The sequence below is a fragment of the Streptomyces sp. NBC_00726 genome, assembly GCF_045161735.1.
Classification (GTDB): Bacteria; Actinomycetota; Actinomycetes; order Streptomycetales; family Streptomycetaceae; genus Streptomyces.
Genome location: NZ_CP108983.1, coordinates 5157746 through 5172415 on the forward strand (window position 1 = coordinate 5157746; position 14670 = coordinate 5172415).

6 protein-coding genes, 1 tRNA gene and 1 rRNA gene are annotated in these 14670 nt (G+C 69.3%); 7 read left to right on the forward strand and 1 reads right to left on the reverse strand.

Going from position 1 to position 14670, the window contains the following annotated elements:
- The first annotated feature begins 49 nt into the window (after positions 1-49).
- The 3 genes from rrf (at position 50) to OG338_RS23185 (ending at position 1278) form a co-directional block, all read left to right on the forward strand.
- Positions 50-166: ribosomal RNA gene (gene rrf, locus OG338_RS23175) — 5S ribosomal RNA — on the forward strand.
- Between the two features lie 150 nt (positions 167-316).
- Positions 317-389: transfer RNA gene (locus tag OG338_RS23180), tRNA-Thr, on the forward strand.
- 103 nt (positions 390-492) lie between these two features.
- Entirely contained in the window at positions 493-1278 is a 786-nt protein-coding gene (locus tag OG338_RS23185) for a DUF4253 domain-containing protein (protein ID WP_405939143.1), read from the forward strand.
- 10 nt (positions 1279-1288) lie between these two features.
- Here the strand turns inward: OG338_RS23185 and OG338_RS23190 are convergent, their stop codons facing one another.
- On the reverse strand, positions 1289-3895 hold the full coding sequence (locus OG338_RS23190; protein WP_405939144.1) for a SpoIIE family protein phosphatase: 2607 nt from the start codon (positions 3893-3895) through the stop codon (positions 1289-1291).
- Between the two features lie 410 nt (positions 3896-4305).
- Between OG338_RS23190 and OG338_RS23195 the strand changes: the two genes are divergently transcribed.
- The 4 genes from OG338_RS23195 to OG338_RS23210 all read left to right on the forward strand — a co-directional run bounded on the left by OG338_RS23195 (position 4306) and on the right by OG338_RS23210 (position 14591).
- Positions 4306-9732 (forward strand): HAMP domain-containing protein, encoded by a 5427-nt coding sequence (locus OG338_RS23195; RefSeq protein WP_405940507.1) that lies wholly within the window; start codon positions 4306-4308, stop codon positions 9730-9732.
- 245 nt (positions 9733-9977) lie between these two features.
- Positions 9978-10652: a two-component system response regulator gene (locus tag OG338_RS23200; RefSeq protein WP_405939145.1), complete on the forward strand. Its 675-nt coding sequence runs from the start codon at positions 9978-9980 to the stop codon at positions 10650-10652.
- Positions 10653-10838: 186 nt separating this feature from the next.
- Positions 10839-13586 carry a DNA translocase FtsK gene (locus OG338_RS23205; RefSeq protein WP_405939146.1) on the forward strand — a complete coding sequence of 916 codons (2748 nt, stop codon included), beginning with the start codon at positions 10839-10841 and terminating at the stop codon, positions 13584-13586.
- A gap of 201 nt (positions 13587-13787) precedes the next feature.
- Entirely contained in the window at positions 13788-14591 is an 804-nt protein-coding gene (locus tag OG338_RS23210) for a helix-turn-helix domain-containing protein (protein ID WP_405939147.1), read from the forward strand.
- The last annotated feature ends 79 nt before the right edge of the window (positions 14592-14670 follow it).

A 14670-nucleotide genomic window follows, 5' to 3' on the forward strand; every position in this document is an offset into this window, starting at 1 on the left:
AATAACGAACGGCTGTGTTGTTGTCCGGTGTTGGTTAATTTCATAGTGTTTCGGTGGTCATTGCGTTAGGGAAACGCCCGGTTACATTCCGAACCCGGAAGCTAAGCCTTTCAGCGCCGATGGTACTGCAGGGGGGACCCTGTGGGAGAGTAGGACGCCGCCGAACTCCTTTTAGGAAGAGCCCCGTGCCCTTGTGGCACGGGGCTTTTTCGTGTTTCCGGGGGTGCCCGGTACCCCTCTACACCCGCCGGCCCAGGCGGTTTTGCATACCCCCTGGATCAGGGTATGCTTTAGCTCGTTGCCGCAGGGCAGCAAGGCCCCAATAGCTCAGTCGGTAGAGCGTCTCCATGGTAAGGAGAAGGTCTGCGGTTCGATTCCGCATTGGGGCTCAGAAGAAGGAAAGGCTCCGCCAGTAGGCGGGGCCTTTCTTCATGTCTGGGGCCCACTCCTGCCGATAGCTGCCATGTCAGTGCCGCGGTCTACGGTGCGGTCATGTCGTTTGTCCTGCCTGACGGGCTGCCTTCCGGCCGGTTCCGGTCTTCCGGTCCTACGTGTGTGTGGATCTCTGATGATTTCCCTCAAGCCGTCGAGCAGTTGTGGCCTCGACTGCTGAGCGAGCAGAGGGCCCGTGGCCTGGTTCCGCTCCTGTGCTGGCCCGATGCCATGGGGAGGCCGCCCGGCCTGGACCACGTCGATGCCGTCCGCCTGGAGGAGGTGTTGGCAGCGGACTACGCCGAGTACCGGCGTACGAGACTGCCCTTCTGGATGGACCCGACACCGGTCCCGGTGCCTGAGGGAATCGAACCATGGCCCCACGACCCGGGGCCGCCCTTCGAGCAGTGGCCGGGCCTGGCACCGCAGGTGCCGGCTGCGTCCGCAGGCGCGAGGCCCGAGGACGCAGCGGCAAGCCTGGTTTCCCAGCTCGTTGAGACGGGGCAGTTCGGGCTGGACGAGTGTCGACTCGTGCTTGTTCCGGCTCGGCGGGGCAGCGACGCGTTGGCGTCGATTGGCTGGTCCGCTGAGGCACCGCTGGCTCTGCTGTGTGCACTCCTGCGGAGTTGGGAAGACCGGTTCGGCGCCCGGGTCGTGGCAGCGTTCGGCAGCGAGTTGCACGTATCGGTCGCGAGGCCGCCCGTTGAGGCCGAGCATGCGAACCTGCTCGCTTTGGAACACGTGCTGTCGTCCGCGGACAACATCGTCGACGACCCGCCCACACCGTTCCCCGACTACGCGACGGAACTCAGGGGACGGACCGCCTGGTCGTTCTGGTGGGACTAGGCGTGACGGCCTAGTGGGGTTCCGGAACCCTCATGGTCAGGATGGCCATGTCGTCCGAGGGGGGCTCGGCGGCGAAGCGTTCGACGGCTCGGAGGATGCGTGCGGCCACCGCGCCGGCCGTGAGCCCCGTGCAGTGGGCGAGCACGTCCGCCAGGCCGTCGTCGCCGAGCATCCGCGTACCCTCACGGCGCTCCGTCACACCATCCGTCACGCACAACAGGACATCGCCCGGCTCCAGCGTGAACTCCTGCTCGTACAGCTCCAGGTCCTCCATGACGCCCAGGAGCGGCTGCGGGTCCGCCGCCGGCTCCACCGAGCCGTCCTGGCGCAGACGCAGCGGCAGCGGGTGGCCCGCGCAGACGACCTTCAGAAGCGCGCTGCCGTCCTCCTGCGGCCACAGCTCGCCGTAGAGCAGGGTGAGGAAGCGGCTGCGAGTCCCCTCGTCGAGGATCGCCGCGTTGAGCCGCTCCAGGACCGCGGGGCCGCCGAAGCCCTCCCGGGCCAGCAGGCGCAGCGCGTGGCGGGCCAGGCCCGTGACGGCCGCCGCCTCCGGCCCCGTACCGCACACGTCGCCGATGGCGAACCCGTACGCGCCGTCGCGGATCGGGAAGACGTCGTAGAAGTCGCCGCCGACCTCGTTGCCCTCGCCGGCCGCGCGGTAGATGACGTCCACCTCGACGTTGGGCACGGCGGGCAGGCCCGGCGGAAGGAGGCTGCGCTGAAGGGACTGGCTGATCGTCGTGCGCTCCGAATAGAGGCGGGCGTTGTCCAGGGCCAGGGCGGCCCGGCGGGACAGGTCCTCGGCCAGCTCCAGGATCTCCTGGCGGAAGTGGTCGTCGGACGGCTTGCCGAGCGTCAGCATGCCGATGACGCGGTTACGGGCGACCAGGGGCAGCACGACGGTCTCGCCGCCCACCGCCGCGGCGGTCGCCAGCGTCGTACGCGTGGTCGAGCCGAGGCCGCCCGCGTCACCGATCCCGATACTCCGCATCGACGTCCGCAGCGCCGCTTCGTGGGCGGCCTGGGAAGGCGCGGCCCACACCCGCGCCCCAGGGGTCCGTACGGGCTCCGGCGGGGAAATCCGGGTGAGCAGGCTCTTGAGCCCGTCGATGCGCTCCTCGTCCTCGTGCAGCACGTAGGAGAGCTCCGGGTCCGAAGCCGGGTCGGCGATCGTGTAGACGGCGCACCACGTCGCCAGCGTCGGGACCGTCATCTGGGCCATCAGGGCCAGCGTCTGGTCCCGGTCCAGGGTGCCCGCCAGCAGGTCCGACGCCTCGACGAGGAAGGACAGCGAGCCGCGGCGCAACCGCTCCAGCTCGCCGAGGCGCGCCGACTCGACGGCGAGGGCGATCCGGTCCGCGGCGAACTGGAGGCGCAGCGCCTCCTCGTTGGAATAACGGCCCGCGGCCTCGGCCGCGACGCCCAGCGAGCCCGTCAGGCGCCCCTCGACCTTCAGCGGGACCGTGACAACCGAACGCATGCCGGTGTTGCCTAGCAGCGGGACCGCGCCCGGGACGGCGTCCAGGTCCTCGTGGACGGCGGGCATCCTGGCGGAGCCGTACCGGCCGGTGCCGGCCTCGACGGGGACGCGGGCGAAGCGCTGACGGGCGGAGGGCAGGCCGGTCGTGGCGCGCACCTCCAGCTCGGTCTCGTCGTCCGTGGCGAGCAGGAGGAAGGCGGCGTCGGCGTCCAGCATGTCGCGCGCCCGTTCGACGGTGCGCTGGAGCAGGCCGTCGAGGTCGTCGGGGGCGGGGGAGCCGATGAAGACCTCGAAGGGGTCCGTCTTGTGGCTCTCGGCGGTGTCCGAGACCGGGGCGCGCGCAGGGGTCTGGAGGACCGCGCGCTCGTAGTCGCGCACCAGCAGGCAGACCGTGGACGGTTCGCCCTGAGGGTCCCGTACGCGCAGGTGGGAGCCGTAGACCGGGATGGTGCGGCCGTCGGCGCCCCGGATGCCGTAGCTGCCCTCCCAGCGGGACAGACGCAGGGCGTCCGCGATGCCGGTGCTGGTGCCGGGGGTCTGCGGCCAGGCGGTGAAGTCGGTGAGCTGCTTGCCGGTGACCTGGTCCGCCGTGTAGCCGAAGAGGTACGCGGCGTCGTCGTTCCACGCGGCGACGGCGCCCTCGCTGTCGACCTGGACGACGGCGACCCTGACGTGTTCGTCGGTGACCGGGAGCAGGCCCACGGGCAGCAGTGGACCGGCCGAGCGGACGCCCACCGGGCGGTCCGGGAGGTCGAGCTGGAACCAGACATGTTTGCGCGTGGGGGAGTATTCGACGCCCCACCGGGAAGCGAGAGCCGCGCACAGCAGCAGACCGCGGCCGTTCTCGCTGTCCAGGCTGTCGAGATCGAGGGCGGCCGGCTGGAGTGGGATCTCCCGTTCCGGGTAGTGGTCGGCGATCTCCACCCGGACGCCGTCCTCCGTGCGCAGGCACAGCACGTCCGCGGCGGTGCCGGCGTGGATCACGGCATTGGTGACGAGCTCGCTGGTCAGGACGACGGCGTCGTCCACGACGTCGGTGTATCCCCAGCCCTGGAGCGTGTCGCGGACAAAGGCACGGGCCGTCGCGACGGAGCGCGCCACCGGGTCGAAGGTGGCAGCCGCACGCGCCGTGATCACAGCACTCCCCATATGGTGTCTCGTCGCTTCCCCGAGTCCGTGCCCGTTTCTCGCCGCTTCGATTCGCCTGCCAGGCTAGACGCTCCCCCCGCACACCGGGTACACGAGGGCGGACTTCGGACAGGGCCGGGCGGGAACGGAGGACGACCGGACAGGATGGGCTTCCCCTCGGAGGGATGTGGGACAACCATGGGAGGTTCCACCCCGACCGGTTCCCGCCTGGTACGTTTCAACGATTTGACGTCCGCATGGTCACCCGTCGACGGTGGGCTGTGGCGGTGAGCCATGGAAGTTCTGGGCAGGCTCTCGGACGAGGTTCTAGCTAGAAGGTCAACCCCTGCGGGAGGGACACGGTGGAGTCTGACGTGGCGGCGCGGGGTTCGGGTACGCGCAGTAAGGGCGGGCAGTCCGTGAAGAAGCAGCGCAATGGGACCGTCGAGGTAGACGCGGCGGCGCTCCACAGACTGCTGGCCGGTCTGGTCGCCATGCGCGACGGCAACTTCCGCAGGCGCGTCACGGTCTCCGGTGAAGGCGTGATGGCGGAGCTCGCCGCCGTCTTCAACGAGGTCGCCGACCGCAATGTGCACCTCACCGGCGAGCTGGCCCGGGTGCGCCGCGTCGTCGGGCGGGAGGGCAAGCTCACCGAGCGCCTGGAGACGGGTGCCTGCGAGGGCTCCTGGGCCGCCGCGATCGATGCCTCCAACGAGCTGGTGGACGATCTCGCTCGCCCGGTCTCGGAGGTCGGGCGGGTGCTGTCGGCGGTGGCCGACGGTGATCTGGAACAGCGGATGGAGCTGCGCTCCCACACGGCGGACGACACGGTACGGCCGCTGCGCGGCGAGTTCCTGAAGGTCGCCCGTACCGTCAACAACCTGGTCGACCAGCTGTCGGCGTTCACCGAGCAGGTGACGCGGGTGGCGGTCGAGGTGGGGACCGAGGGCAAGCTGGGCGGCCAGGCGCAGGTGCGCGGGATGTCCGGTTCGTGGAAGGACCTCACGGACTCCGTCAACACCATGGCGTACCGGCTGACCGCACAGGTGCGCGATATCGCGCTGGTGACGACGGCCGTGGCCAAGGGTGACCTGTCGCGGAAGGTCACCGTCCACGTGGCCGGTGAGATGCTTCAGCTGAAGAACACCGTCAACACGATGGTCGACCAGCTGTCCTCGTTCTCCTCCGAGGTGACCCGGGTCGCCCGCGAGGTGGGCACGGAGGGCGAGCTCGGCGGCCAGGCCGTGGTGCCGGGCGTGGCCGGGGTGTGGAAGGACCTCACGGACTCCGTCAACACGATGGCCGGCAACCTCACCTCCCAGGTGCGCGGCATCGCGGAGGTGACGACGGCGGTCGCCAATGGTGACCTGTCGCAGAAGGTCCAGGTCAGCGCGCGCGGCGAGGTCGCCCAGCTCGCCGAGACGATCAACCAGATGACCGAGACGCTGCGCACCTTCGCGGACGAGGTCACCCGTGTGGCCAGCGAGGTCGGCGGTCAGGGTGTGCTCGGCGGCCAGGCGCAGGTGCCGGGCGCCGCCGGGACCTGGAAGGACCTCACCGACTCGGTGAACACGGTCTTCCGGAACCTGACGACCCAGGTCCGCGACATCGCCCAGGTGACGACGGCGGTGGCCAGTGGCGACATGACGCAGAAGGTCACCGTCGATGTGGCCGGCGAGATGCTGGAGCTGAAGAACACCGTCAACACGATGGTGGACCAGCTCCAGTCCTTCGGTTCGGAAGTGACCAGGGTGGCCCGGGAGGTCGGTGTCGAGGGCCGCCTCGGCGGGCAGGCCGAGGTGCCGGGCGCCGCCGGGACCTGGAAGGACCTCACGGACTCCGTGAACACGGCCTTCCGTAACCTCACCGGTCAGGTCCGCGACATCGCGCAGGTGACGACGGCCGTCGCCAACGGCGATCTGTCGCAGAAGGTCACCGTCGACGTGGCGGGCGAGATGCTGGAGCTGAAGAACACCGTCAACACGATGGTGGCGCAGCTCTCCTCGTTCGCCGACCAGGTCACGCGGATGGCGCGTGACGTGGGCACCGAGGGCCGCCTCGGCGGTCAGGCGCGGGTCGACGGCGTCTCCGGTACGTGGAAGGAGCTCACCGACTCCGTCAACTTCATGGCGGGGAACCTCACCTCCCAGGTGCGCCAGATCGCGCAGGTCACGACGGCGGTGGCGCGGGGCGACCTGTCGCAGAAGATCGATGTGGACGCGCGCGGCGAGATCCTGGAGCTGAAGAACACCATCAACACGATGGTCGACCAGCTCTCCGCCTTTGCCGAGCAGGTGACCAGGGTCGCCCGCGAGGTGGGTACGGACGGGCGGCTCGGCGGTCAGGCGCAGGTGCCAGGTGTGGCCGGTGTGTGGCGTGATCTGACCGACTCGGTGAACGGTATGGCGGGGAATCTGACCGCTCAGGTCCGTAACATCGCACAGGTCGCCACGGCGGTGGCACGCGGTGATCTGTCGCAGAAGATCGATGTGGACGCGCGCGGCGAGATCCTGGAGCTGAAGAACACCCTCAACACCATGGTCGACCAGCTCTCGAATTTCGCGGAGCAGGTGACGCGGGTGGCCCGCGAGGTGGGTACCGAGGGCATTCTGGGCGGTCAGGCCGAGGTGCAGGGGGTCTCCGGTACGTGGAAGGACCTCACGCAGTCCGTCAACGGCATGGCCAACAACCTCACCCTTCAGGTGCGGAACATCGCCGAGGTGACGACGGCCGTCGCCAACGGTGACCTGTCCAAGAAGATCACCGTCGACGCCAAGGGCGAGATCCTCGAACTGGTGACGACGGTCAACACGATGGTCGACCAGCTGCTCAACTTCGCCGACGAGGTCACCCGCGTCGCACGTGAGGTGGGCACCGAGGGCATCCTCGGCGGCCAGGCGCGGGTGCGCGGGGCGACGGGCATCTGGAAGGACCTCAGCGACAACGTCAACCTGATGGCCAACAACCTGACCAGCCAGGTGCGTAACATCTCCCGCGTCTCGTCGGCCGTGGCCAACGGCGACCTGACGAAGAAGGTCACCGTCGAGGCGCGCGGCGAGGTCGCCGAGCTGGCCGACACCGTCAACACGATGGTGACGACGCTGTCCTCGTTCGCGGACGAGGTGACCCGCGTCGCCCGCGAGGTGGGCACCGAGGGCGAGCTGGGCGGCCAGGCGCGCGTCCCGGGCGTCTCCGGTACGTGGAAGGACCTCACCGAGTCCGTGAACTCGATGGCGTCCAATCTGACGGGCCAGGTGCGCCAGATCGCCGCCGTCACGACGGCCATCGCCAAGGGTGATCTGACCAAGAAGATCGACATCGATGCGCGCGGCGAGATCCAGCAGCTGAAGAACACCATCAACACGATGGTCGACCAGCTGTCGTCGTTCGCCGAGCAGGTGACCCGGGTCGCCCGCGAGGTGGGCACCGAGGGGCAGCTGGGCGGTCAGGCGCGGGTGCGCGACGTGGACGGCACCTGGCGCGATCTCACCGAATCGGTGAACGAGATGGCCGGAAACCTCACCCGTCAGGTGCGCGCCATCGCGGCCGTCGCCACGGCGGTGACCCGCGGCGACCTGAACCTGAAGATCGACGTGGACGCGGCGGGCGAGATCCAGGCCCTCCAGGACAACATCAACACGATGATCGCGAACCTGCGCGACACCACCGCCACCAACAAGGAACAGGACTGGCTGAAGGGCAACCTGGCCCGCATCTCCGGTCTGATGCAGGGGCGGCGCGATCTGGACGACGTCGCCTCGCTGATCATGAGCGAGCTGACTCCCGTGGTCTCCGCGCAGCACGGCGCGTTCTTCCTGGCCACGCCCACCGGCGAGACCGATGCGCTGGGCGCTGAGGCCGAGGGGGTGTACGAACTGCGGATGCGGGGAAGCTACGGCTACTCCGCCGGCTCCATGCCGACGTCCTTCCGGCCGGGCGAGACGCTCATCGGCACGGCCGCCGAGGAGAAGCGGACGATCCAGGTGGACAACGTTCCGCCGGGATACCTGAAGATCTCCTCCGGGCTCGGTGAGGCGCCGCCCGCGCATGTGATCGTGCTTCCGGTGCTGTTCGAGGGCAAGGTCCTCGGAGTCATCGAACTGGCCTCGTTCCAGCCGTTCACACACATTCAGCGGGACTTCCTGAACCAGCTCGCGGAAATGATCGCCACGAGCGTCAACACCATCAGCGTCAACACGACGACGGAGAAGCTGCTCGAACAGTCGCAGGAGCTCACCGAGCAATTGCGTGACCGCTCGCAGGAATTGGAGAACCGGCAGAAGGCCCTTCAGGCGTCCAACGCCGAACTGGAGGAGAAGGCCGAGCTGCTGGCCAGGCAGAACCGCGACATCGAGGTCAAGAACACCGAGATCGAGGAGGCGCGGCAGGTCCTGGAGGAGCGCGCCGAACAGCTCGCCGTCTCGATGCGCTACAAGTCCGAGTTCCTGGCGAACATGTCGCACGAGCTGCGTACACCGCTCAACTCGCTGCTCATTCTGGCCAAGCTGCTCGCGGACAACGCCGAGGGCAATCTCTCGCCGAAGCAGGTGGAATTCGCCGAGACGATTCACGGGGCCGGTTCCGACCTGCTCCAGCTGATCAACGACATCCTCGATCTGTCGAAGGTCGAGGCGGGCAAGATGGACGTCAGCCCGACGCGGATCGCCCTGGTGCAGCTCGTGGACTATGTGGAGGCGACCTTCCGGCCGCTCACCGCGGAAAAGGGGCTGGATTTCTCCGTACGGGTGTCGCCGGAGCTGCCGGCCACGCTGCACACGGACGAGCAGCGGCTTCTTCAGGTGCTGCGCAACCTGCTGTCCAACGCGGTGAAGTTCACCGACAGCGGGGCCGTCGAGCTGGTGATCAGGAATGCCGGCCAGGAGGTGCCGGACGCCATCCGCGAGCAGTTGCTGGAGGCCGGTTCGCTGCGGGACGCGGACGGCGAGCTGATCGCCTTCTCGGTGACGGACACCGGCATCGGGATCGCGGCCAGCAAGATGCGGGTCATCTTCGAGGCGTTCAAGCAGGCGGACGGAACGACCAGCCGCAAGTACGGGGGCACCGGCCTCGGTCTGTCCATCAGCCGCGAGATCGCGCGGCTGCTGGGCGGTGAGATCCACGCGGCGAGCGAGCCCGGCCGCGGCTCCACCTTCACCCTGTACCTGCCGCTGCACCCGAGTGAACTCCCGCCGCAGGGCTACCCGCAGCTCGCTCCGGGGCAGTCCGACATCCAGACCGGCGCGATCGAGGGAGGCCGGACGCCGGAGGCCGGGCAGGTGTACGTGCCGGAGGCCGTGCAGGCCGTACCGCGCCGCCGGCGCAAGGCGCTGGGAGGCGCGCAGCAGCAGCCCGCGCTGCCGCCGCGTGCGGTGTCCGCGCCCGCTCCGCAGCCGGCCCCGGCCGCTGAGCCGGAGGCATGGGCCGCGGACGGTCAGGAGGAGCCCGAGCAGCCGCGCAGGACGTTCCGGTTCGGCGGCGAGAAGGTGCTGATCGTGGACGACGACGTGCGCAACGTCTTCGCGCTCACCAGCGTGCTGGAACAGCACGGCCTGACGGTCCTCTACGCCGAGAACGGGCGCGAGGGCATCGAAGTCCTGGAGCAGCACGACGATGTGACGGTCGTACTGATGGACATCATGATGCCGGAGATGGACGGTTACGCGACGACCTCGGCGATCCGCAGGATGCCGCAGTTCGCCGAGCTGCCGATCGTGGCCCTGACCGCCAAGGCGATGAAGGGCGACGAGGAGAAGGCGTTCGAATCGGGTGCGTCCGACTATGTCACCAAGCCGGTCGATCCCGACCATCTTCTTTCGGTCATGGAAGGGTGGATGCGCGGGAAGTGAGCACTCACTGAGAGAATCCACCAAGATTTGTCGACCGGTGGTGTCCGGAGGAGTGTGGGAACGCGGATTGCGGGGAACCTTCAGGTCTCCCGCCACGTTTCCGATACGTGCACAGTGACATCACGGTGACAGGGTGTGGTGACCGCCGGGGTGCGGCTACCATGACCGGCACAAGGACGGGCGGCGTAAGGGAGCCGTCCCCCGGGGCGGCGCCCGGTGCAATTCCGGGGCGAGGAGGGCGGGCCATGGTGCAGAAGGCCAAGATCCTCCTGGTCGATGACCGGCCGGAGAATCTGCTGGCGCTGGAGGCCATCCTCTCTGCGCTCGATCAGACACTGGTACGGGCATCGTCAGGGGAGGAGGCGCTCAAAGCGCTGCTCACGGACGACTTCGCGGTCATTCTGCTGGACGTCCAGATGCCGGGCATGGACGGTTTCGAAACCGCCGCGCACATCAAGCGGCGGGAACGGACCCGGGACATCCCGATCATCTTCCTCACCGCGATCAACCACGGCCCGCACCACACCTTCCGGGGTTACGCGGCCGGCGCGGTGGACTACATCTCGAAGCCGTTCGACCCCTGGGTGCTGCGCGCCAAGGTCTCGGTCTTCGTCGAGCTGTACATGAAGAACTGTCAGCTGCGGGAGCAGGCGGCGCTGCTGCGGCTTCAGCTGGACGGCGGCGAGACGGGTGCCCAGCAGGAGCGGGAGCCCGCCGGTCTGCTGGCCGAGCTCTCCGCGCGGCTCGCGGCCGTCGAGGAGCAGGCGGAGGCGCTGTCGAAGCAGCTCGACGACGAGTCCGCGGACGCGGGCGCGGTCGCGACAGCCGCCCATCTCGAACGGAAGCTGACCGGTCTGCGCCGCGCGCTCGACGCGCTGGAGCCGGGCACCGGCGGCGCGTCGGCGGCCATTCCCTCGTAACGGCGCAATCCGCCTTGTGCGCGGGGCTTCTTCGGGGGCGCCCGGGCAACCGGCCGGCGGCTGCGGGGTTTCGGCGCGGGTCCGCCGGTGAAGGCGCGTCAGTTTCCCGCCCGCGCAGGGCGACACGGACGGGTGAACCGGCACGCACCGGTATCCACAGACGTGGACACCGGTAACCTCGGCCCCATGGCCTCACGTACGTCCGGCAAGGGTTCCCAGGGCACTGCGGGCACCGCGAAGCGCGTCGGCGGTGGCCCGGGTCCGGCGAAGAAAGCCGCGCCCGCCAAGAAGACCGCAGCGAAGAAAGCGCCCGCGAAGAAGGCCCCGGCCAAGAAGACCGCGGCGAAGAAAGCCGCCCCGCCACGCCCGGCGCCTTCGCCCACGAACGGCGTGTACCGGCTGGCCCGGGCCCTCTGGCTCGGCGCCGCCCACGCCATCGGCGCGATGTTCCGCGGCATAGGGCGCGGCGCCAAGGGCCTCGACCCCGCCCACCGCAAGGACGGCGTCGCGCTGCTGCTGCTCGGCCTCGCGCTGATCGTCGCCGCCGGCACCTGGTCGAATCTGCGCGGTCCCGTGGGCGACCTGGTGGAGATGCTGGTCACCGGAGCGTTCGGCCGGCTCGACCTGCTCGTCCCGATACTGCTGGGCGCCATCGCGGTGCGGCTGATCCTGTACCCCCAGCGGCCCGAGGCCAACGGCCGCATCGTCATCGGCCTCTCCGCCCTCGTCATCGGCGTGCTCGGACAGGTCCACATCGCGTGCGGTTCGCCGGGGCGCGACGAGGGAACCGAGGCCATGCAGGACGCGGGCGGCCTCATCGGCTGGGCCGCCTCCAAGCCGCTGATCTTCGCCATGGGCGAGGTGCTGGCCGTGCCGCTGCTCCTGCTGCTCACCGTCTTCGGGCTGCTGGTCGTCACGGCGACCCCGGTGAACGCCATCCCGCAGCGGCTGCGGCTGCTCGGCGTCAAGCTGGGCATCGTGGAGCCGGCGTACGACCCCGAGGCACAGGAGGGCGACGACGAGCGGTACGACGAGCAGTGGCGCGAGGCGCTCCCGCCCCGCTCCCGCCGCTCCCAGGCGCCCGACGCGTACGACCCGGACGTCGCGGAGTCCGAGGCGCTGTCCAAGCGCCGCAGGCCGCGCAGGCCCTCGGCGCAGCCCGCGATGAACCGCACGATGGACGCGGTGGACGTCGCGGCCGCCGCTGCCGCCGCGCTCGACGGGGCCGTGCTCAACGGCATGCCGCCCTCGCCGGTCGTCGCCGACCTGACCCAGGGCGTCTCGGTGGACCGCGAGCGGGCGGGCACGCCGGTGCCGGGTGCCAGGGAGGCGGAGCGGGCCGGGAAGCGGGCGGAGGCCACGCCCGGGGCCGGTGTGCCCGATCTGACCAAGCCGGCGCCCGAGCCCCCCGAGGCCCAGTCGCTGCCGGCCCGGGCCGAGCAGCTTCAGCTCTCCGGCGACATCACGTACTCGCTGCCCTCGCTCGACCTGCTGGAGCGCGGCGGTCCCGGCAAGACCCGGAGCGCCGCCAACGACGCGATCGTCGCCTCGCTGACCAACGTGTTCACCGAGTTCAAGGTGGACGCCGCCGTCACCGGCTTCACCCGCGGGCCGACGGTGACGCGGTACGAGGTGGAGCTCGGCCCCGCCGTGAAGGTCGAGCGGATCACAGCGCTCACCAAGAACATCGCGTACGCCGTCGCCAGTCCCGACGTCCGCATCATCTCGCCGATTCCGGGTAAGTCCGCGGTCGGCATCGAGATCCCCAACTCCGACCGGGAGATGGTCAACCTCGGTGACGTGCTGCGGCTGGCGGACGCGGCCGAGGACGACCACCCCATGCTCGTCGCGCTCGGCAAGAACGTCGAGGGCGGCTACGAGATGGCCAACCTCGCGAAGATGCCGCACGTCCTGGTGGCCGGGGCCACCGGCTCCGGCAAGTCCTCCTGCATCAACTGCCTGATCACCTCGATCATGGTGCGGGCCACGCCGGAGGACGTCCGGATGGTCCTGGTCGACCCGAAGCGCGTCGAGCTCACCGCGTACGAGGGCATTCCGCACCTGATCACGCCGATCATCACCAACCCCAAGAAGGCCGCCGAGGCGCTTCAGTGGGTCGTCCGGGAGATGGATCTGCGCTACGACGACCTCGCGGCCTTCGGCTACCGACACATCGACGACTTCAACCACGCGGTGCGCACCGGCAAGCTCAAGACGCCGGAGGGCAGTGAGAGGGAGCTCGCGCCCTACCCGTATCTGCTGGTGATCGTCGACGAGCTGGCCGACCTGATGATGGTCGCCCCGCGCGACGTCGAGGACTCGATCGTCCGCATCACCCAGCTGGCCCGCGCCGCCGGCATCCACCTGGTGCTCGCCACACAGCGCCCGTCGGTGGACGTCGTCACCGGCCTGATCAAGGCGAACGTGCCCTCGCGGCTCGCCTTCGCCACGTCCTCGCTCGCCGACAGCCGCGTCATCCTGGACCAGCCCGGCGCCGAGAAACTCATCGGAAAGGGTGACGGACTGTTCCTGCCGATGGGTGCGAACAAGCCGACCCGTATGCAGGGCGCCTTCGTCACCGAGGACGAGGTCGCGGCCGTCGTCCAGCACTGCAAGGACCAGATGGCCCCGGTCTTCCGCGACGACGTGGTGGTCGGCACGAAGCAGAAGAAGGAGATCGACGAGGACATCGGCGACGACCTCGACCTGCTGTGCCAGGCGGCCGAGCTGGTCGTCTCCACCCAGTTCGGATCGACCTCGATGCTCCAGCGCAAGCTGCGGGTCGGCTTCGCCAAGGCCGGGCGGCTCATGGACCTGATGGAGTCGCGCAACATCGTCGGACCGAGCGAGGGCTCCAAGGCGCGCGACGTCCTGGTGAAACCCGACGAGCTCGACGGGGTGTTGGCACAGATTCGTGGGGAAACCGCTTCGTAAGAGTTTTACGGGCAACCGTTTCGCCGGGCCGTACGTCAAGTTGAAGGGAGGGACGGAAGGTCCTTCCCCGGGGCGTCCCGGCGAAACCGGCTCTGTTCGAATCTGATGGCGTACAAAGTCCACCCGCCCGGTTGCCCCACCCTTTCGTACCCCCCCTAGACTGAACACCCAGCAGGTGGCTCACGCTCGAAAGGCGCCCCCGTGTCCATCGGCAACTCCCCCGAAGACGACCGGCCTTCGATCGGTCGAGTGCTCCAGCAGGCTCGCCTCTCCGCAGGTCTCACGGTCGAAGAGGTCAGCACGTCCACCCGGGTGCGCATCCCCATCGTGCACGCGATCGAGCAGGACGATTTCTCCCGCTGCGGCGGCGACGTGTACGCCCGCGGCCACATCCGTACGCTCGCCCGTGCCGTCGGCACCGATCCGGAACCGCTGATCGCGCAGTACGACGCCGAGCACGGCGGCCGTCCCGCGCCCACCCCGGCGGCGCCGCTGTTCGAGGCCGAACGCATCCGCTCCGAACCCCGCAGGCCCAACTGGACCGCGGCCATGGTCGCGGCGATCGTCGCCGTGGTCGGTTTCGTCGGCTTCACCTTCTTCAAGGGTGGCGACGACGCGCCCTCGACGGCGGGCCGTGTCGCCGAGGGCCCGACCTCCGACAAGATCGCCCCGAAGCCCTCCACCAGCAAGCCCGCCGATCCCAAGCCGGCCCCGTCCGAGAGCGCCATCGCCGCGGCACCCCAGGACAAGGTCACCGTCAAGCTCAGCGCCACCCAGGGCAAGAGCTGGATCTCCGCCAAGGACCACAACGGCCGGGCCCTCTTCGACGGCACCCTCCAGCAGGGCGAGTCGAAGACCTTCCAGGACAAGGAGCGCGTCGACCTCATCCTCGGCAACGCGGGCTCGATCGAGCTCTTCGTGAACGGGAAGAAGGTCGAGGACCAGTTCAAGCCCGGACAGGTCGAACGCCTCTCGTACACCAAGGGCGACCCCGAGGTCGGCTGACCGGCCACCCGCAGACAGCACGGCGCGGCGAGCGCCCGGCCACCGCGCCGGGCGCTCGCCGTCTTTGTCACCGTGGGTA

Coding starts and splice junctions, on each gene's coding strand:
- OG338_RS23205 (WP_405939146.1), top strand. CDS start 10,839: ATGGCCTCACGTACGTCCGGCAAGGGTTCCCAGGGCACTGCGGGCACC.
- OG338_RS23200 (WP_405939145.1), top strand. CDS start 9,978: ATGGTGCAGAAGGCCAAGATCCTCCTGGTCGATGACCGGCCGGAGAAT.
- OG338_RS23185 (WP_405939143.1), top strand. CDS start 493: ATGTCGTTTGTCCTGCCTGACGGGCTGCCTTCCGGCCGGTTCCGGTCT.